We start from the raw sequence: 17912 nt of genomic DNA on the forward strand, positions 1-17912 counted from the left end.
ACATGATTACATTTTATTGGTACCCAAAATGCAGTACATGCCGAAATGCGAAGCGTTGGTTAGAAGAGCACGAGATTCCCTTTGAAGCGATCGATATGGTAGCTACACCGCCTCAACCGGAACAATTGCTGGCTTGGATCCAATCAAGCGAAGCACCGTTAACCCGTTTCTTTAACACAAGCGGCATGAAATACCGTGAATTGCAATTAAAAGAAAAAGTGCCGACCATGACTGCCCAAGACGCAGCCGATGTGCTGGCAACCGATGGTATGTTGATCAAGCGCCCACTGCTGGTTAGCGGCGACCGCTTTTTGATTAATGGATTTAAAGAAAATGAATATGAAGGAGTCTTACTAGAATCATGGAAAAGAAATGCTTAAGAAAAAAAGATAATTTGTGGGTTTTGTTTAACGGGAAAGAATATTGTGTCGGTTTAACAAAAGAAGCGCAAGAAGAACTTGGTGCGGTCACGTTTGCTTCGATTCAAAAAGCAGGAACTGCTTTAAAACAAGGAGAGACCCTTGTTGAGCTTGAAGCGGAAAAAGCAGTCAGTGAATTTCCAAGTCCATTGACGGGCGTGATTTCTTCCGTAAATGAAAAAATCGATCAATCGATTGATACCTTAAATGATGAAGACGAGATGAACGCTTGGCTGGTCAGCTTCAAAGAGGTTGACCCAAGTCAATTTGAAGCCTTGTAAGTCAAACCTGTAAAAACGACTATTTTTTCAAAAAGAATTGACAGTCGGATAAGACGTTGCTATAATTTGCTCAATAAATGAATGCTTTGAAAAGAAGAGTACATGTTCTTAACGTACACAGAGAGCCCTGTTTGGTGCAAATGGGCAACGGAGAGAGGATGGAAGATGGTCTTTGAGCATGATAGGTGAGTGGAAACAAGCCTATCACGGGAGGCACCCGTTACAGTGCAGCAGTATGCGAAGCAATTCAAGTACTGAGCGAGGCTGTTGATGCGAATCGACAGTAAATCAAGGTGGTAACGCGGAAGTTGTGCTTTCGTCCTTTGTAACAGTATAATGTACAGAGGATGAAAGCTTTTTTTGTGTTTAACCAACCAAAGAGGAAAGATGGGAATAACATGGCATTAATCGAATTGTCGCATGTAAAAAAGTCATTCGGCAAAAAGCAAACGGCTGTCCACGCCGTCAATGATGTTTCACTGCAAGTGGAAAAAGGCGATATCTACGGAATCGTCGGTTACTCTGGTGCTGGGAAAAGTACATTAGTACGTTTGTTGAACGGCTTAGAATTGCCGACAGCAGGAGATGTAGTCATTAACGGTCAAAACATTTTGGCATTGAAAAACAAAGAATTGAGAAACTTCCGCAAAAAAATCGGCATGATTTTTCAGCACTTTAATCTTTTATGGTCTCGAACGGTGGCGGAAAACATTGAATTGCCATTGGAGTTGGCTGGCGTTGAAAAAGCAAAACGCCGTCAACGAGCGCAAGAGCTGATTAAATTAGTTGGGTTGGAAGGACGGGAGAATGCCTATCCGGCACAATTGTCTGGCGGACAAAAGCAAAGAGTCGGGATTGCTCGTGCATTAGCGAATGAACCAGAAATTTTGCTGTGTGATGAAGCAACGAGTGCGTTAGATCCACAAACAACAGAAGAAGTGTTGGATCTCTTGCTTTCCATCAATAAAAAATTGCATTTGACAATCGTCCTGATTACCCATGAAATGAACGTCATTCGCAAAATCTGTAATAAGGTCGCGGTGATGGAGCATGGGCAGATCGTGGAAGAAGGGTCAGTGCAATCGGTTTTCCGTAACCCACAGCAGGAAGTGACCAAACGTTTTGTTCAGCAAGATTTGGAGCCAGAAGAAGATGCTGAAGAATTACGGCAAGCCTTCCTACGAGAAAATCCGCAAGGGCATTTAGTGACCTTGACTTTTACACAAGACAACGCCAATGAACCAGTGATTTCACAAGCAATCCGTCGCTTCCAGATCGATGTCAATGTCGTTTACGGAAAGATCCAACAAACCAATGAGGGATCCTTTGGCGGCTTGACGGTTTTATTGACAGGTGAAGCAAGTGAGATCGAAAAAGCGATCGCCTTTTTCAAAGAGCAGCAAGTAGGCGTGGAGGTGATTGAACGTGGATAAGTCATTTGTAGAAACCTATTTTAATTTTGAAAAGGTCGACTGGACCAATATGCAGCAAGCAACCCTAGACACCTTGTTTATGACTTTCTTCTCCATGGTTTTAGTGGTCGTGATCGGTTTGCTTCTGGGATTGGCGCTTTATTCACTAGGGCGTAAACAAACAGCGGGAGCCAACATTTTCTATAACGTGGTTTCCATCATCAGTAACGCCTTTCGTTCAACGCCATTCATGATTTTGATGGTCTTGATCATTCCGTTTACAACATTATTAGTCGGTTCATTCCTAGGGGCAAAAGCAGCGATCCCAGCATTAGTTTTATCGGCGGCACCGTTTTATGCTCGGATGGTGGAAATTGCTTTTCGTGAAGTCAATCCTGGTGTGATTGAAGCAGCGGAAGCGATGGGTGCTAGTTACTGGGAGATCATCTACAAGATCGTGATTCCCGAAAGTGTTCCAGCATTGATTTCAGGACTGACGGTCACAACGATCTCAATGATTGGTTATACTGCCATGGCAGGCGCGATCGGTGCCGGTGGGCTAGGCGCTTTGGCTTGGCAAGAAGGATTTCAACGTGGGAATTACACTGTTACGCTTGTTGCAACAGTGATTATTTTAATTATCGTTTTCATTATCCAAGGAATCGGCGATTTCCTTGCGAAAGCCACCGATAAACGGTAAATGAAACGAAGAACAAAAAGTGGAAAATATGGGAGGAAATGGATATGAAAAAGATTTTTGGTATTGCAACAACCTTATTGTTAACTGCCGCTTTAGCTGCTTGTGGCACAGGTTCAAATTCAGGAAGCTCTGACTCATCTGCTGCTGAGGGAGAATCAACAAAATTAGTGATCGGTGCATCAGTTACGCCTCATGCGGAAATTTTAGAACAAGCCAAACCTTTACTAGCAGAAGAAGGCATTGATCTTGAAATCAAAACCTTCGATGATTATGTGTTGCCAAACAAAGCATTGGAAAATGGCGATATCGATGCCAATTACTTCCAACACATTCCTTACTTGAACAAACAAATCGCAGACAATGGCTATGATTTTGTCAATGCTGGTGCGATCCATATCGAGCCAATGGGTCTTTACTCAAAACGAATCTCTGATATTTCAGAACTAGAAGATGGTGCAACGGTTCTTACTTCCACTTCTGAATCTGACTGGGGTCGTATCCTAACGATTTTACAAGATGCTGACTTGATCACTTTAAAAGACGGCGTTGATACAGAAACGGCAACCTTTGATGATATTGCTGAAAATCCGAAAAACTTAGAATTTAAACATGACGTCGATCCATCTCTTTTGGCGACTGCTTATCAAAACGACGAAGCAGACCTAATTGCCATCAATGCGAACTTCGCATTCGGGATCGATTTGAACCCAGCGGATGATTCTGTTTTATTAGAAGCGGATAATTCGCCTTATGTCAACGTGATCGCTGTCCGCAGTGGCGACGAAGATAGCGACAAAATCAAGAAATTGATCGAAGTGCTGCATTCAGACGAAATCAAAGACTTTGTGGAAGAACAATGGCAAGGTTCAGTGAAAATCGTTGATGCTGACGCAAAATAATTCACTGCCAACTAAATGAACCTCAAAAGAGCGTGTCGCTACTTAAGCGGACGCTCTTTTTTTTTCGGAAAGGCAATGATCGGTTGGAAAAAAGAGAGCTCTTGCCAAATGCATTCATAGAGTAAGGGCAACTCGGGATGCTTTTTTAAGAGTTTTTCGTAATGGGGAAGCTGAGTCAAAAAAGCCTGGACCAAGCGTTGGGAACGTTCAGATAGGCAAGGATTTAGTGGCGGATAGACAAATAAATTGCCTTCCAGTAAGGCGCCCAAAAGATGGGCTTGGAAAATTTTCGACAAAAGCACTTCTAATGGCTGCTGGAGCGGATGCTCCGACAAAATCGGCGTGATGATTCGTCGCAAAAGGAAGGCTTCTTCTGTTGGCACATAAAAAGGCTCCAGTGCTAGCAGCTGTTGCCACAAAAATAAATAGCTGCGTTCACCAACTAAATAAAAACGCGGCACAAAACATGTTGGATAAACTTGCTGAGTAAACGTGGCGGGGGTGTTGGGATAAAAAGCGTTTGCCCGCAACTGATGAATCTGCTTCAGTTCTTGAAACGCTTGATTAGAAGAAAGCGTCGGGCTTGCTAAGAGGGTGAGTCGAAAAATCACATAGCGCAGTTGCCGTTCATTGCCAGTAATCAAAGGAAAACTGCGACGGTCGATCCTTAGATGATAAGGTGCCAAAAAAAAGGAAAAGGACAAAAAGCGCCGATGCAAACTGGAGGGGCTCAGGTAATACCGCTTGTGGAGGTCTGCAAAGGAAATGGTAGGCATTTTTAACAGTAACAAGAGCAACTGATAGTTTGTACTTTTATTAAACAATGCAGCAAGCATTTCTGTATGGGGGAAGTTTTTGCTGGCTAGGGGCTGCTGCAAATCATGAAAGGCACGAATGTGTCCTTGCTGCACATCATAATGGAAGGAAGGGTCCTCGTTTAAACAACTGGACAGTAGCCGACGGATCGTTTTGACGGAAAGATTTTGATCGGCAGCAGCTTTATTCAAAGGAAGGGGATTTTCGCTCAAGAGCATCGTGGACAGACGCAGCATTTGCATAATATCTTTTTCAAGGATATTTTTCAAAACCAGGCACCTCTTTCAGCTGAATTTTGCAACTGTCCTTATTATAAGGGAACTTCACACGTTATTTTAACACACAAAAAATAGTCAATAAAACGTAATAAAAAACGGGGGATTCATTGGTTGCTTCCTCGAACCCTGTATATTATAGAATTAAATGAGAGGAAGAAATCAAAAAAAACCACCCTTTAAAATAAAAAGGGTGGTTTTTTATGTAAGTAACGTTATAAAAAGAGAAATACGAAGCGCTGTTAACGAGTCTCGCTAGGCAATAAAATCGTTTGCCGCTGCCCATCGTCATACACATAGACTTTTTGGGGATACAGGTCGGAATACCGGTACGGTAGATCAACACCGAGTTCGATTTGACTTTGTGCTTGAGAAAAAAGCAGTGTGACACGACCGTGATTGTTTTGGACTTCAAAGGTGAGCAGATTTGTCAACGGAATAAACCCTTTTAAATCGAGATCGATGATTAACCAAATACTATCGATCAGTTCGCCAGGCAGTGTTTGAACAATCCCGCCAGAAGCGTAGCGGCTGCGGTGATCATCAAATGTTTCAAACATAAAAACCCCTCCTTCAAGTAGGCTTGCCAATAACATCAAATTTGTCTATTTATCATAATGAAGAACCGTCAAAAATGCAACTACTTCTGCTTTTCTTTTTGGTCAGCGACGCATTTTAACTATTTTCTTAAAAATTTGTTGGGTTGGCTGGACCAAGCTTTCCCATGGCGTCTTTCAGTGGAAAATAGTCAGTTGCAGCTCACCAGCTCTTCGTAAGAATGAAAAAAGACTCTTAAAGGAAAAGCCCTTCAAGAGTCTTGCATTTCTCAGAAGTGTCTGTTGATTGAAGACGCGATCTTAAGAACGATGTTCTATGATTATTCTTCGTCTTCACCGATAACTGCTGGTTCAGCAGCTTCGCCAGCTTCTTCATCTTCAGTGATTTCTTGTGGTTCAGTAACCGCAACGATTTGTTCTTCTGGATCGGTCACGATCGTGTACTCGTCGTTCTTAGGCAGATCAGCCACTGTTAATGAATCGCCGATCTCTAATGACGTCACATCGATCTCAACACGTTCAGGCAATTTGTCTGGTGTTGCTGATACAACGACTGTATACAAGTTTTGTGCTAGAACACCACCAGCTTTGACACCAGCAGATTCGCCAATTAAGGTTACTTCTGCTTCTACTTCTGTTTCTTCATTCATATCGACAGATAGGAATTCAACGTGGGTTAAATTGCGTGTGAAGGTATCTGATTGATACTCTTTGATCAGTGTATTGACTTTTTTGCCTTCTAAACTGATCGTGATTACGGTATTCAATCCATTTTCACGCAAGATTTTTTCTAATTCTGCTGCATTGACAGCAATCGGTGTGCTTTCTACTTTGTACCCGTTGACAATTGCAGGTACTTTTCCTTCGTGACGCAACTTGTTCCGTAAAGAACGTGGGCGAACTTCTCTTTTCGTAACTTCTAATGATACTGACATAACTCAATTCCTCCTAAAATTTTCTCGTTAGTAACGAGATTTTTTAAGCAAATTTTGTTAACTCTGCACATTAAGTGGTACGTGAGTGAAAACACGCAAAAGGGCAGTTGTGTACACAACTGCCCCAGAAAGTTTTGGTTCAACTTTTCTCCACCAGGTCATAACGCTGTGTATGAGAAACTATATTTACTTTACTCTTTAACCTTACGCAAAAAGACAAAGAAAGTCAAATCATTTGAAATCCTGGCAGTTTCCTTTCGCTAGATCCTAAGCTATAATAGCCACTATGGAGAAAAATTTATGCGTTTAGATAAAGTGATCGAGCAACAATTGAATACATCCCGGAAAGAGATGAAACGGTTGTTTCAGCAAGGAAAAGTCTTTGTGGATCATAGGATTGAGCGAAGGCCCGAGCGCAACGTCGATAGCAGCTTGCATCAAATCATGGTTGCGGGGCGGCAGTTGGAAACACAGGAACGCTATTATATCGTCAACAAACCCAAGGGTGTCGTTACAGCCAATCTGGATCAACAGCACCAGACAGTGATCGCTTTGATTGCACCCGAAGATCAACATCCTGATCTTTATGCCGTCGGTCGATTGGATCGGGACACGGAAGGGTTGGTATTAGTTACGACGAATGGTCAGTTAGGCTATGACTTGCTGCATCCCACCAAAAAGGTGACCAAGCGATATGAAGTGGTGGTCAATGACTTGGTGACTCCTGAGGATGTGGCGGCATTTGCTGCAGGGATCACCTTTCATGGTGGTGTCACTTGCAAACCAGCTGCCCTAACGATCATCGATGCCCGAGCAGATCATTCCTTTGTTTCGTTAGAAATTGCTGAAGGCAAGTTCCATCAAGTGAAAAAGATGTTTTTAGCCCGAGGGAAAAAAGTCATTCAGCTGAAACGAACAGCGATGGGTTCGCTGGTTCTACCAGATGATTTAGCAGTGGGCAGTTATCGCTCGCTGACGCAAGAAGAATTAAAAGGACTGGCGGCGCATTTCCGCTGAGAAAGAGGGAGAAAATGAAGTATAAAACATTATTATTTGATGTCGATGACACGATCCTCGACTTTCAAGATACCGAAGATCAAGCCTTAAAAGCACTGTTTGAAGCTCATGGCTTGGAAATGACTCCAGAGCGCAAACAAAGCTATCAAACGATCAATCATGATTTGTGGCAGCAGTTTGAGCAAGGGAAAATCACGAGAGACCAAGTCATCAATGAGCGTTTCGGCTTGTTTTTTGAAACGCAAGGCATTCAGGTCGATAGTCCAGCAGTTGAATTGGCGTACCGAGAATTTCTAAATGAAGGACATAAACTGTTAGACAACAGTGATGAGATCTTAGCGGAGTTGGCGCAGCATTTTGACCTATACGTGGTTACGAACGGGGTTTCTGAAACCCAGTACCGTCGCTTGGAAGATGCCAAATTGAAGCCCTATTTCCGTGATATTTTTGTTTCAGAAGACACGGGTTATCAAAAACCAATGAAAGAATATTTTGACTACGTGTTTGCCCGCATACCAAACGTTAAAAAACAAGAAACAGTCATTATTGGCGATTCACTGACTTCAGATATCTTAGGCGGACAATTGGCAGGGATCGACACGATTTGGTTTAATCCAAAGAAAAAAAACAGTGGTGAGATTCAGCCTACCTTTGAGATCGAACGTTTGCAGCAATTACTTCCTTTATTGCAGCACTGATTCTACAGAAACAGTAGTAATTTGCCGAATTTTCGCTATAATAGAACCAGTGTGAATTTTTTAAGATGAAAGAGGTTAATTGAATGACGAATGGCAAGCCCATTATTATTGGTGTGACAGGTGGATCAGGTAGTGGAAAAACAAGCGTGAGTCGGGCGATCTTTAATCATTTCCCCAACCATTCTATTATGATGCTTGAACAAGACTCCTACTATAAAGACCAAAGTGATCTGAGCTTTGAAGAACGGTTGAACACCAACTATGACCATCCTTTTGCATTTGATACTGATTTGTTGATCGATCACTTGCAGCAGCTGCTTGCATATCAAACGATCGAAAAACCTGTCTATGATTATGTCGCTCATACTCGCAGCGAAGCAACGATCATTCAAGAACCCAAAGAAGTCATTATCTTGGAAGGGATCTTGATTTTAGAAGATGAGCGATTACGTAATTTAATGGATATTAAACTTTATGTTGATACAGACGATGATATTCGGATTATTCGCCGAATCAAACGTGATATGGAAGAACGTGGCCGGACGTTGGATTCTGTGATCGAACAATACTTGACGGTCGTAAAACCGATGTATCATCAATTTATCGAACCGACAAAACGGTATGCTGATGTCATCGTACCAGAAGGCGGCGAAAACCACGTAGCCATTGATTTGATTACGACCAAAGTGGCAACCTTCTTATCCTAAGGTTTCTTGAATCCATCGATTTGAACGTTTCTTTTGAGAAGAAACAACTGGTTCATGTAAAACTGCTGATAAGTGCTCTTTCTTGAAAGATGTTTATCCGCAGTTTTTGATTTTATAAAAAAAAACAGTAGTATTCCGACTAATTTTATGGTAAAGTAATCCTCATGCGACGAGTCGAGAAGGTCTAGCATTAGCTGACCAGATTGATAGCAGAGGCACACCGCGTAAGCAACCTACCGGATTTGTAGGGTGTCGGAATATTCCTTTTGTGGAGATAGGGTATTCTACTAGCAATAGTACTGTGAGTGAAAAAAGCTGTGAACAATTTTGTTCACAGCTTTTTTTTGTTTATTTACGTGAGAGAACAGCGATAGATGGTGGAAGACTCTCCCCAAGGGTGGTAGCCAGTGCCGATCGGTTCGAAAGCAAACTGCTCATAAAAAGTAGAAAGATCCGTACATAGATACAGAGAATCAAAACCAGCTCCAGCAGCGCGCTGTTTAGCTGTTTCGATCAAAAGGCGGGCACCGCCTTGGCCACGCCACAAAGGGTCCACATACAAGGCGCAAAGCCAAGGCGTCAAATCCATCCGACTGATGAAGTCGTTGGGGATCAAGTCGCCGCAGCCGATGATTTGATAAGGTCCGTCTGCTGCGATTTCTTCGTTGACCAGCAGTAGCCATTGCGGCAAAATGCTTGTTGAAAAACTATGGGTCAGGCTGTCTTCATAAACCATGAGGGAATCGGGGCCAGCCCACTGTTTTTGGAAGTAACGGATCGCTTCTGCTAAGTATTCAGGGTGTTCTTTAAGGGTGATGACCTGCATTTTTTTCTCCTTTATCCTTCTTTAGGTAAGCGAATCTGAAAAATAACCCCTCGTGGCTGCAGATCTTTGACCAGAATTTGTCCTTTGTGCTCTTCGACGATTTGCTTGGCGATCGCTAAGCCTAAACCATAGCCGCCGGTCTCCTTGGAGCGAGAACGATCCTCGCGGTAGAAGCGGTCAAAGATGCGAGCTTTCTCTTCATCGGAAATAGTTGGTCCCGTGTTTTTGACCTCGATCAGCCATTGCTTGTTAGAAATCTCCGATAAGAGCGTAATTTTATCACCACTGCTGGTATATTTTAAGGCATTATCTAGGAGAATCACGAGGACTTGATGAATTTTCTTTTGATCAAAGCAAGCGGTCGTTTTGGCAAAATTTTCGACAATAAAATGTTTTTGATCCAGTTCGGCAATTTCTTTGAAAAGTTTGACTAAGTCATCGATAAACGGAACTAATTCGACGGTTTCTTTCGTTAACAGCAGTTGATTGGAATCACTGCGGGCAATCGTTAGTAGATCAGCCGTTAATCCAGTTAGCCGTCGGGTTTCCGCTAACGCTTGTGCAATGCTTTCAGATTCTTCAATGATCGTATGATTGGGCTTGGTAAACAGGCGCTCCAGACTATTTTGAATGATCGTCAATGGTGTGCGCAACTCGTGAGAAGCATTTTCGACAAATTCTTGTTGTTTCTTCCACGAGGCTAAAATTGGGCGCATGTTCAAGCTGGAAAGCAAGTAGCTGATCCCGATCGAGAGAATCCAGAAAAAAATCATCGATAAAATCAAGATGGTTTGGAAATTGTTCATGGCATTTTTGATTTGATTGGTGTTCGCTAAGACTTGGATATAGCCGACCCCGGCGTCATTGGTTGGTGCTTTGGTGGTGATTGAGCGAAACAAAAGTGTCTCTTCTTCCTCTGACAAGGACTGATCCACTACTGAAAAAGACGTGATACTGTCTAAATGGCTCGTATCTAAAGATAGACTTGCCAATTGTGAAAAACGGCCGCCTAAAGTCTGTTTGTTTAAAATCTCGCCGTCCTCAGACCAGAGGATCAACTGGGTGTTGAAGCGATTGGTACCAGGGATCTTCGGCATTGCACTATCTGGTGGCAATACCTCTAGATTGGATTGCGAAGCGCTGATCTCAGCTTGGATCAAGCGGGTATCTTTGACTGCTTGTTCCAAAGAAATATCGGTTTGACGATAAGCCGATTGGTTGAATAATTGGAGCACGATCGTTCCTAAAAGTAAGAAGACCAAAGCAAAGGCACTGACATTTAGGAGAAAGGAGTGCAGCCGTTGTCTCTTAGAGCGTTCTTTATTCATAGACTAGGCTCCTTGCATAATATAGCCGACATTTCGCAACGTACGGATCTCTTTGTCGATTCCTGTCTGGCGCAAGTGTTTTCGCAGATTGCTCATGTAGACTTCTACGACAGTCAGGGTCGTTTCTGAATCGAACCCCCAGATGCGATCAAAAATCTGTTCCTTGGTCAAAATAATGTTTCTATTTTGTAGAAAATAGAGCAGTAGCTCAAATTCTTTCCCTTGAATCGGTAAAAGCTCTCCTTGATAGCTGACCTCGTTGGTGCCAAGGTTACAGAGCAACCCATTATATTCCAGTGTATTTTCATTGAACAAACCTAAGGAGCGTTTTAGCAACGCTTTGATCCGCATCAATAATTCTTCCCGATAAAAAGGCTTAGTCAAATAATCATCAGCCCCTTTTTGAAAGCCGGTTACTTTGTCTTCTAAGCCGTCTTTGGCTGTTAAAATCAGGACGGGTGTTTGGAGTCCTTTTTTTCGTAATGCTGAAAGCACCTCATAGCCGTTCATCTCTGGCATCATCAAGTCGAGAATAATCAAATCATAGATCCCCGTTTCTGCCTCGTATAAGCCTTCACTGCCATCATAGGCTTGTGTGACGTCACCGATCTCGCTGACGATTTCTTTCATATTATCAGATAATGTTTTGTCATCTTCGATCACTAATAGTTTAATCATGTTCCCACCTCTTTAAGGATAAGAATAGCACGAATAGCATAAAAAATGCTTAAAAAACTGTTTTGCCTTAAGCTGCATTTAAGATAGCTGCCGTAAATTCAGTGCATGGATTTCAAGGGAGGAACATTTTTATGAAATTGAAAAAAGTCTTTCAAAGAAAAGAGACAAAATATTTAATAGCCAAGGAGCAATTTCCTGCATTTCTTGCTGAGCTTCAGCAAAGAATGGCGATCGATGAATATGGGCAGCACACGATTATGTCCTTGTATTACGATACCCACGATTACCGCTTTATTCGTCATTCGATGGACAAACCGAAATACAAAGAAAAATTTCGGGTCCGCAGCTATGGCATACCGACAGAGCAGCAGTTAATTTTTTTAGAGATCAAAAAGAAAGTCAATGGCGTGGTCTACAAACGCCGAGTCCCGATGCCCTATGCTGACTATTGTCGCTGGTTGCAAACAGGGGTCTTGCCGTCAATGGCAGAAGCACCGCAAATCGCTGCAGAGATTCACTGGCTATTTAAGCAAAACCCAGACTTGCTGCCGAAAGTGTTGATTGCCTATGATCGCTTGTCGCTGTTTATTGATGATGATAGTGAATTTCGCGTGACATTCGACCAAAACATTCGCTTTCGCACCTATGATCTTATGTTCGGTTCTGGCAGTGAGGGGGCGCTGGTAGCACCTGAAATCGGGGTGTTGATGGAAGTGAAAGCCCTCGGCGCTTATCCGTTATGGTTTGTGGAGCTGTTGAACAAATACAGCGTGCGCAAAGGTAGCTTTTCAAAATATGCCCAAACGTATCAACGGCATTTGTTCAAGAAGGAGGAATGGTTACATGTTATCTAGTCTGTTTTCTGGCGATACGAGCACCTTGGAATGGCGTAGCTTATTGATCTGTATCGCCGCCTCATTGCTTTTAGGAATATTGGTAGCGGCGATCCATATGATCCGCAATGTCTACACAAAAAACTTCGTCATTACCTTGGCGGTCTTACCGATCCTCGTTCAATCCGTGATCATGCTAGTCAACGGCAATCTTGGCACAGGGGTGGCGATCTTAGGCGCCTTCAGTTTGATTCGTTTCCGCTCGGTTCCAGGAGGGTCTAGAGAGATCACCAGCGTCTTTTGGTCGATGGGGATCGGTCTGGCAACTGGGATGGGCTATGTCGGCTATGTCGTGATTTTTTCCATCATCGTGGCGCTTTTCTTGACCCTTTTATACACGGTGCCCTTTGGCGATCGACAAGCCACGAGTGAACGAGAACTGAAAGTCACGATTCCAGAAGATTTGGATTATCCGCAACTATTCGATGATCTCTTTGAAAAATATACGCATTCTGCCAAACTGACATCGGTTCGAACGACCACGATGGGGAGCTTATATGAGTTGCGTTATCAGTTGCTGTTAAAAGACCAAGCGCAAGAAAAACAAATCATTGATGAAGTTCGGGTTCGTAATGGCAATTTACCCGTTGTTTTAGGCAAGCTCACCGCTAACCGCGATGAGCTGTAGAAGGAGGAACCTCTTATGAAAAAACTCATTTATCCGCTCTTACTCTCATCGCTGCTCCTAGGCGCTTGTGGGCAAACCGATAGTAGTAGCACGAGCAGCAGCTCCAGTTCTGCAGCGGCTGTTTCAGGTTCTGCCGCAGTGACCAACGTTGCAACGACTCTTGATGATGCTACGGACTATTATGGCAGTTACGAAGAAGAAGACGTGGATGCCTCCTACGATGAGGCGACCGCCACGCAACTTGAATTGAATGACGGCGATACGACGGCTGTTGATGGCGTTGCAGTGGAAGACCAAACGGTGACGATCACGCAAGCTGGTACCTATGTCGTCAGCGGTTCCTTAAGTAATGGTCAACTGGTTGTCAACGTCAATAAAGAAGAAAAAGTCCATCTGATCTTTGCGGGTGTCACGATCACCAATGAAGACGGGGCGGCAGTCGTCATCGAACAAGCAGAAAAAGTCATCACGACCTTAGCCAGTGATACGACAAATACTCTGATAGATGGCAGCAGCTACACCTTGGCGGAAGGTGAGACGGAACCAGATGCCGCTTTTTATAGTAAAGAAGATTTGTCCATCAACGGTGATGGAACGTTGGTGATCACAGGAAATTACAGCAACGGGCTGCGCAGCAAAGATGATTTGGTTTTAGCTGGTGGCACGATTGAGATCACAGCGAAAAACAATGCCATCAAAGGAAAAGATTCCGTGTCGATCTTGGCAGGGAACTACACACTGAACACCACTGAAGGAGATGGCATCCAAGCGAATAATTCGGAAGATGCGGAAAAAGGCTACGTTGCGATCGATGGCGGTACCTTTACGATCCAAAGTGGGCGTGATGGCATCCAAGCAGAAACAAATTTAAGCATCCAATCAGCCGATCTCACGATCAAAACGGCTGACGGGGCACAAAGTCAGTCGCTAGTGACGGATGAAAGCTACAAAGGATTGAAAGCTGGCGGTGTGATGACCATCAGCAGCGGTACCTTTGCGATCGATAGTGCAGATGATAGCCTGCATGCCAACGATACCATCAACATCACAGGTGGTACGATCACTGCCAACAGTGGTGACGACGGCATACATGCGGACAATGAATTGACGATCTCCGATGGGACGATTGCTATCGAAGAATCCTATGAAGGACTAGAAGCAAGTGTGATCACGATTGCTGGTGGTACGACACACGTCGTGGCTAGCGATGACGGGATCAATGCCGGTGGCGGCAGTGATACAGAGGAAACCACTGGCCAATTTGGGCAAGACAGCTTTGGTGGCGGTCCTGGCGGTGGCGATACCGCAGATGACAGCAAACAAATCACAATCACTGGTGGGACGTTGGTGGTCGATGCCGAAGGGGATGGATTAGACAGTAACGGCAATGTTACCATGAGTGATGGGGTCGTCATCGTAAATGGTCCAACGACCGGTGGCAATGGCGCTTTGGATTATAACGGGACGTTTGAAATCACTGGCGGTGTCTTGTTAGCTGCTGGTACGACCGATATGGCCATGAATGTCAGTGGGGGAAGTCAACAGTCGATCGGGATCAGTTTCGATCAAACCCAAGCAGCAGAGACCCTTGTGACCTTAAAGGATAGTCAAGGACAGACAATCTTGTCCTATGCACCAAGCAAAAGCTACCAACATGTGGTTCTTTCTAGCCCAGATTTGACGGATAGCAGCTATACATTGGTCAGTGGGGGAACGAATGATGCGCAAGCTGTTTCTGGTTATTATGCTGGTGGGACCCTTAGTGATGGGACGGAATTAGGAACGTTGCCCGTCACGGAAACGATCGCCAACTTGACCCAATCAGGAGCGACAGCGACAACCAATCAAATGGGCGGCTTTGGCCGTTAGTTGAAGGTTCCTCGATCATTCCCTGGGGGTCATCAATAGAACGTGCAGATCGCAGAAGGCAGCTGCGGTCTGTTCCAACGTTTTGAAAAATCAGGGGAAGATTTAAGTTCAATTTAAGCTAAGGTTCTTATAGTCGAAATACAATAATTTGCCATTCAGGAGGAACAAAGATGAATTTTTTGAAACGAGGGCTCCAAAGTTTATGGGCGAAAAAAGGCCGGAGTCTGCTGCTGATCGCCGTATTTTCTGCAATCTTGATTTTTGTATTGGCGGGTTTGACGATTCGCAGTGCAGCGCTAGTAGCGACTGAAAATGCTCAGAAAAGTGTCGGCGCAACCGTGACGTTGCAAGCCAACCGTGAGCAGGCTTTTCAGCAAAGAAGTTCTTCATCTGACAGCGATGACCAGAGTACACGTCCAGATCCAGGGAGTTTTCAATCGACACCTGTAGCGATCACAGATGCCCAAGCAATCGCTGATTTAGACGGGGTTGCTTCATATAGTTTTGAAGTCAGTACCTCGGCTGATGCCGTCAGCGGGATCGAACCGATCTCTAGCAGTGACTCCTCGACAGAGTCAGAAGCAACCGATAGCAGCGAGTCGGGGCAAATGGGCGGTATGCCAGGCGGTATGCCTGGTGGGAGTATGAGTACAGGTGATTTCCAAATCACTGGCGTATCAACCAGTGCGGCGTATACGACTTTTTCGGAAGGAACAGCGACGATCACGGATGGAGAAGGAATTACTTCTGAGGACGAAGGCACAAACCAAGTCTTGATTGAATCCTCACTAGCTGAAGCGAATGATTTGGCGGTCGGAGATACGTTTTCAATTACTGATGCAGAGGACAATGAAGTAGAAGTGACGGTCAAAGGAATCTATGAAACGAGTGAAGTTGGCAACAGCATGAGCCAAATGTTTAACTTTCTCAACCCAGCCAACACGATCATTGCCTCTTATACCCTTGCCAATACGTTGAGCGGCAATGAGGACACCATTGATTCAGCAACCTATACCTTGAGTGATCCGTCTGAAATGACGGCATTCGTGGAAGAAGCAGAAGGATTGATCGATACGGAAACCTATAGCATCCAAACCAATGATCAGATGTATCAATCGATGCTGACACCGTTGAATAATGTCGCGAGCTTTGCCAAAAATATTATTGTGTTAGTTGCTGCTGCCGGTATCATTATTTTGACGTTGATCGTGATGATGTCGATTCGGGAACGTCGCTATGAGATTGGCGTATTGCTCTCTTTAGGCGAGTCACGAGCCAAAGTGATCCTACAGTTTTTCACAGAGATTTTTGTCTGCATGGTATTTGCTTTAGGGATCGCGGCCGCTAGCGGCAATCTTGTCGGTAATGCCGTCGGAGAGCAATTATTGGCACAGCAAACCGAAACGACGACGGATCAGGCAGCTGCTGAAAACGCTGGACCTGGAGGCGGAGAGATGCCGCAAATGGGCGGTAACCGTGGCGGTTCTTTCCCATCCTTCACCCAATCAGCAGAAGTGGAGTCCTTAGAAATTACCGTTTCCCCTCAACAAATTGGTCTATTGGCATTACTCGGTCTAGGGATCAGCTTTGGCTCGATCTTACTCTCGTCGGCGGGCATTTTGCGGCTGAACCCGAAAAAAATCTTGGTTTCTTAGGAGGAACGACATGACATTACGAACAGAACAATTAGGCTATTGGTATCAAAGCGAAGCAGAAGCCCTGTTTCGTGGCGTTGACTTGACCTTCGAGCCTGGCAAGATGTATGCGATCTTAGGTTCCAGCGGATCGGGGAAAACGACCTTCCTGTCGCTGATCACAGGCCTAGATACCCCGAAAGAAGGAAAGATTTTCTACAACGAAGAAACGTTAGCAAAAATCGGGCTGCGGGAGTACCGCCGCAAAGATGTGTCCATCGTGTTCCAAGCCTATAATCTATTGCCTTATCTGTCGGCATTGGACAATGTGGTGACAGCGATGGCGATCGCGAAGTCGCAGCAAGCCGATAAAAAGGCCTACGCTTTAGCAAACTTAGCCAAAGTTGGCATCACGGAAGAGCTGGCACTGAAAAAAGTGACCCAATTATCGGGTGGGCAGCAGCAGCGGGTGGCGATCGTTCGCGCATTGTGCTGTGAGCATGAGCTGATCGTAGCGGATGAACCGACTGGAAACTTGGATGAAACGACGTCCAAAGAGATCGTCAAACTGTTTCAAGAAATTGCTCATGAGCAAAAAAAATGTATTATCTTAGTGACCCATGAGCAAGAAGTAGCCAAGGCTTGCGATGTCGTTTATGAGCTAAAAGAGCGAGCCTTTTCTAAAGTTGAAGGATAAGCTTTGCTTAGGGTAGCTGCTAGTTATTAGGGCGGAGGCAGTTGCTCTTCTTGAGGCTTTAAATACATCCTCCAGGAAACGGCTGTAAAGTCTGCTTGCATCTTCGCCTTGCTCCTCTTACAATAGAAGTAATTGTAAACGAAGAAACTTGTGAGGGGAGTGTGGAGATGCGACTTTTTATTGACGGCGATGGATCGCCAGTGAAAAACGAAGTGATCGAGCTGGCTCAGCAATATCAGCTGCCGGTGGTGATCGTCACCAGTGTCGATCATTACACGACCAAAGATTATCCTGCCCATGTTCACTTTGTCTATGTCGACAAAGGCTCGGATCGTGCGGATTATGAAATCGTGAAGGAAATAGAGCCCGGTGATTTTCTCGTTACCCAAGATTATGGCTTAGCCTCTTTGGTCTTGCCGAAAAAAGCGCGGGTTTTTCACCATAACGGCACAGAGTATTTGCCAGAAACGATCGATTTTTTACTTGGACAACGCTACTTAGGTGCGCAGATGCGTAAAGCAGGCAAGCGTACAAAAGGACCGAAGCCCTTTACGAAAGAGGATCGGGAAGCCTTCAAACGAATCTTTGAAAACGAATTGCGACAGATCCTTGCAAAATAAGCACCCTCAAGACCCAGCTTCTG

20 protein-coding genes and 1 other annotated feature are annotated in these 17912 nt (G+C 44.4%); of the genes, 14 read left to right on the forward strand and 6 right to left on the reverse strand.

Translation table 11 applies throughout. The annotated features are described in order from the left end of the window. Window positions 1-2 precede the first annotated feature (2 nt). The 5 genes from P0G38_RS02130 to P0G38_RS02150 all read left to right on the forward strand — a co-directional run bounded on the left by P0G38_RS02130 (window position 3) and on the right by P0G38_RS02150 (window position 3711). On the forward strand, window positions 3-380 hold the full coding sequence (locus tag P0G38_RS02130) for an arsenate reductase family protein (RefSeq protein ID WP_010749085.1): 378 nt from the start codon (window positions 3-5) through the stop codon (window positions 378-380). Next, on the forward strand, window positions 362-700 hold the full coding sequence (locus P0G38_RS02135; protein ID WP_010749086.1) for a glycine cleavage system H family protein: 339 nt from the start codon (window positions 362-364) through the stop codon (window positions 698-700). The genes P0G38_RS02130 and P0G38_RS02135 overlap by 19 nt, the downstream gene beginning before the upstream one ends. A 77-nt stretch (window positions 701-777) precedes the next feature. Then, window positions 778-1027: a binding site (T-box leader), on the forward strand. Between the two features lie 71 nt (window positions 1028-1098). Next, window positions 1099-2133 carry a methionine ABC transporter ATP-binding protein gene (locus P0G38_RS02140; protein WP_005227918.1) on the forward strand — a complete coding sequence of 345 codons (1035 nt, stop codon included), beginning with the start codon at window positions 1099-1101 and terminating at the stop codon, window positions 2131-2133. Beyond that, entirely contained in the window at window positions 2126-2812 is a 687-nt protein-coding gene (locus P0G38_RS02145; protein WP_081116877.1) for a methionine ABC transporter permease, read from the forward strand. The genes P0G38_RS02140 and P0G38_RS02145 overlap by 8 nt, the downstream gene beginning before the upstream one ends. A gap of 44 nt (window positions 2813-2856) precedes the next feature. Then, entirely contained in the window at window positions 2857-3711 is an 855-nt protein-coding gene (locus P0G38_RS02150; RefSeq protein WP_010749087.1) for a MetQ/NlpA family ABC transporter substrate-binding protein, read from the forward strand. 38 nt (window positions 3712-3749) lie between these two features. On the opposite strand, the gene P0G38_RS02155 is transcribed toward P0G38_RS02150, so the two are convergent. The 3 genes from P0G38_RS02155 to P0G38_RS02165 form a co-directional block, all read right to left on the reverse strand. After that, window positions 3750-4796 (reverse strand): helix-turn-helix domain-containing protein, encoded by a 1047-nt coding sequence (locus P0G38_RS02155; protein ID WP_016609904.1) that lies wholly within the window; start codon window positions 4794-4796, stop codon window positions 3750-3752. 248 nt (window positions 4797-5044) lie between these two features. Further along, entirely contained in the window at window positions 5045-5362 is a 318-nt protein-coding gene (locus tag P0G38_RS02160; protein ID WP_005227922.1) for a DUF960 domain-containing protein, read from the reverse strand. A gap of 317 nt (window positions 5363-5679) precedes the next feature. Further along, the gene (locus P0G38_RS02165) at window positions 5680-6294 is read right to left on the reverse strand and encodes a 50S ribosomal protein L25/general stress protein Ctc (RefSeq protein ID WP_015510436.1); all 615 of its coding nucleotides are present in this window, start codon (window positions 6292-6294) and stop codon (window positions 5680-5682) included. A 300-nt stretch (window positions 6295-6594) separates the two neighbouring features. Between P0G38_RS02165 and P0G38_RS02170 the strand changes: the two genes are divergently transcribed. From P0G38_RS02170 to udk, 3 genes are all read left to right on the forward strand, one after another. Then, window positions 6595-7311 carry a 16S rRNA pseudouridine(516) synthase gene (locus tag P0G38_RS02170; RefSeq protein ID WP_008379390.1) on the forward strand — a complete coding sequence of 239 codons (717 nt, stop codon included), beginning with the start codon at window positions 6595-6597 and terminating at the stop codon, window positions 7309-7311. Between the two features lie 14 nt (window positions 7312-7325). Beyond that, the gene (locus P0G38_RS02175; protein WP_016612934.1) at window positions 7326-8009 is read left to right on the forward strand and encodes a YjjG family noncanonical pyrimidine nucleotidase; all 684 of its coding nucleotides are present in this window, start codon (window positions 7326-7328) and stop codon (window positions 8007-8009) included. Window positions 8010-8092: 83 nt separating this feature from the next. After that, window positions 8093-8716, forward strand: a complete 624-nt coding sequence (udk, locus tag P0G38_RS02180; RefSeq protein WP_005227927.1) for a uridine kinase — start codon at window positions 8093-8095, stop codon at window positions 8714-8716. Window positions 8717-9068: 352 nt separating this feature from the next. Here the strand turns inward: udk and P0G38_RS02185 are convergent, their stop codons facing one another. From P0G38_RS02185 to P0G38_RS02195, 3 genes are read right to left on the reverse strand one after another with little or no spacing between them, the layout of a single operon-like run. Next, window positions 9069-9542, reverse strand: coding sequence for a GNAT family N-acetyltransferase (locus tag P0G38_RS02185; RefSeq protein ID WP_275853953.1), 474 nt, complete (start codon window positions 9540-9542; stop codon window positions 9069-9071). A gap of 11 nt (window positions 9543-9553) precedes the next feature. Next, complete coding sequence (locus P0G38_RS02190; protein WP_275853955.1) at window positions 9554-10870, reverse strand: sensor histidine kinase; 1317 nt, start codon at window positions 10868-10870, stop codon at window positions 9554-9556. A gap of 3 nt (window positions 10871-10873) precedes the next feature. After that, a complete protein-coding gene (locus P0G38_RS02195) occupies window positions 10874-11548 on the reverse strand; it encodes a response regulator transcription factor (protein WP_275853957.1) in 675 nt (224 codons plus the stop codon). Window positions 11549-11679: 131 nt separating this feature from the next. On the opposite strand from P0G38_RS02195, the gene P0G38_RS02200 reads away from it, so the two are divergent. From P0G38_RS02200 to P0G38_RS02225, 6 genes are all read left to right on the forward strand, one after another. Next, window positions 11680-12402 carry a polyphosphate polymerase domain-containing protein gene (locus tag P0G38_RS02200; protein WP_128488041.1) on the forward strand — a complete coding sequence of 241 codons (723 nt, stop codon included), beginning with the start codon at window positions 11680-11682 and terminating at the stop codon, window positions 12400-12402. Then, window positions 12392-13069, forward strand: a complete 678-nt coding sequence (locus tag P0G38_RS02205) for a DUF4956 domain-containing protein (protein WP_005227945.1) — start codon at window positions 12392-12394, stop codon at window positions 13067-13069. The genes P0G38_RS02200 and P0G38_RS02205 overlap by 11 nt, the downstream gene beginning before the upstream one ends. Window positions 13070-13084: 15 nt before the next feature. Beyond that, window positions 13085-14938: a carbohydrate-binding domain-containing protein gene (locus tag P0G38_RS02210; protein ID WP_275853960.1), complete on the forward strand. Its 1854-nt coding sequence runs from the start codon at window positions 13085-13087 to the stop codon at window positions 14936-14938. 170 nt (window positions 14939-15108) lie between these two features. Beyond that, entirely contained in the window at window positions 15109-16593 is a 1485-nt protein-coding gene (locus P0G38_RS02215; RefSeq protein ID WP_005231794.1) for an ABC transporter permease, read from the forward strand. 10 nt (window positions 16594-16603) lie between these two features. After that, window positions 16604-17269: an ABC transporter ATP-binding protein gene (locus P0G38_RS02220; protein WP_016609898.1), complete on the forward strand. Its 666-nt coding sequence runs from the start codon at window positions 16604-16606 to the stop codon at window positions 17267-17269. A gap of 167 nt (window positions 17270-17436) precedes the next feature. After that, window positions 17437-17889 carry a YaiI/YqxD family protein gene (locus P0G38_RS02225; RefSeq protein WP_142964512.1) on the forward strand — a complete coding sequence of 151 codons (453 nt, stop codon included), beginning with the start codon at window positions 17437-17439 and terminating at the stop codon, window positions 17887-17889. The last annotated feature ends 23 nt before the right edge of the window (window positions 17890-17912 follow it).

The organism is Enterococcus casseliflavus, assembly GCF_029215545.1.
Classification (GTDB): Bacteria; Bacillota; Bacilli; order Lactobacillales; family Enterococcaceae; genus Enterococcus_D; species Enterococcus_D casseliflavus.

Excerpts from the sequence above, each read along its gene's own strand:
- P0G38_RS02130 (WP_010749085.1), top strand. The coding sequence starts at position 3 with ATGATTACATTTTATTGGTACCCAAAATGCAGTACATGCCGAAATGCG.
- P0G38_RS02135 (WP_010749086.1), top strand. The coding sequence starts at position 362 with ATGGAAAAGAAATGCTTAAGAAAAAAAGATAATTTGTGGGTTTTGTTT.
- P0G38_RS02140 (WP_005227918.1), top strand. The coding sequence starts at position 1,099 with ATGGCATTAATCGAATTGTCGCATGTAAAAAAGTCATTCGGCAAAAAG.
- P0G38_RS02150 (WP_010749087.1), top strand. The coding sequence starts at position 2,857 with ATGAAAAAGATTTTTGGTATTGCAACAACCTTATTGTTAACTGCCGCT.
- P0G38_RS02160 (WP_005227922.1), bottom strand. The coding sequence starts at position 5,362 with ATGTTTGAAACATTTGATGATCACCGCAGCCGCTACGCTTCTGGCGGG.
- P0G38_RS02165 (WP_015510436.1), bottom strand. The coding sequence starts at position 6,294 with ATGTCAGTATCATTAGAAGTTACGAAAAGAGAAGTTCGCCCACGTTCT.
- P0G38_RS02170 (WP_008379390.1), top strand. The coding sequence starts at position 6,595 with ATGCGTTTAGATAAAGTGATCGAGCAACAATTGAATACATCCCGGAAA.
- P0G38_RS02175 (WP_016612934.1), top strand. The coding sequence starts at position 7,326 with ATGAAGTATAAAACATTATTATTTGATGTCGATGACACGATCCTCGAC.
- udk (WP_005227927.1), top strand. The coding sequence starts at position 8,093 with ATGACGAATGGCAAGCCCATTATTATTGGTGTGACAGGTGGATCAGGT.
- P0G38_RS02185 (WP_275853953.1), bottom strand. The coding sequence starts at position 9,542 with ATGCAGGTCATCACCCTTAAAGAACACCCTGAATACTTAGCAGAAGCG.
- P0G38_RS02190 (WP_275853955.1), bottom strand. The coding sequence starts at position 10,870 with ATGAATAAAGAACGCTCTAAGAGACAACGGCTGCACTCCTTTCTCCTA.
- P0G38_RS02195 (WP_275853957.1), bottom strand. The coding sequence starts at position 11,548 with ATGATTAAACTATTAGTGATCGAAGATGACAAAACATTATCTGATAAT.
- P0G38_RS02200 (WP_128488041.1), top strand. The coding sequence starts at position 11,680 with ATGAAATTGAAAAAAGTCTTTCAAAGAAAAGAGACAAAATATTTAATA.
- P0G38_RS02205 (WP_005227945.1), top strand. The coding sequence starts at position 12,392 with ATGTTATCTAGTCTGTTTTCTGGCGATACGAGCACCTTGGAATGGCGT.
- P0G38_RS02210 (WP_275853960.1), top strand. The coding sequence starts at position 13,085 with ATGAAAAAACTCATTTATCCGCTCTTACTCTCATCGCTGCTCCTAGGC.
- P0G38_RS02215 (WP_005231794.1), top strand. The coding sequence starts at position 15,109 with ATGAATTTTTTGAAACGAGGGCTCCAAAGTTTATGGGCGAAAAAAGGC.
- P0G38_RS02220 (WP_016609898.1), top strand. The coding sequence starts at position 16,604 with ATGACATTACGAACAGAACAATTAGGCTATTGGTATCAAAGCGAAGCA.
- P0G38_RS02225 (WP_142964512.1), top strand. The coding sequence starts at position 17,437 with ATGCGACTTTTTATTGACGGCGATGGATCGCCAGTGAAAAACGAAGTG.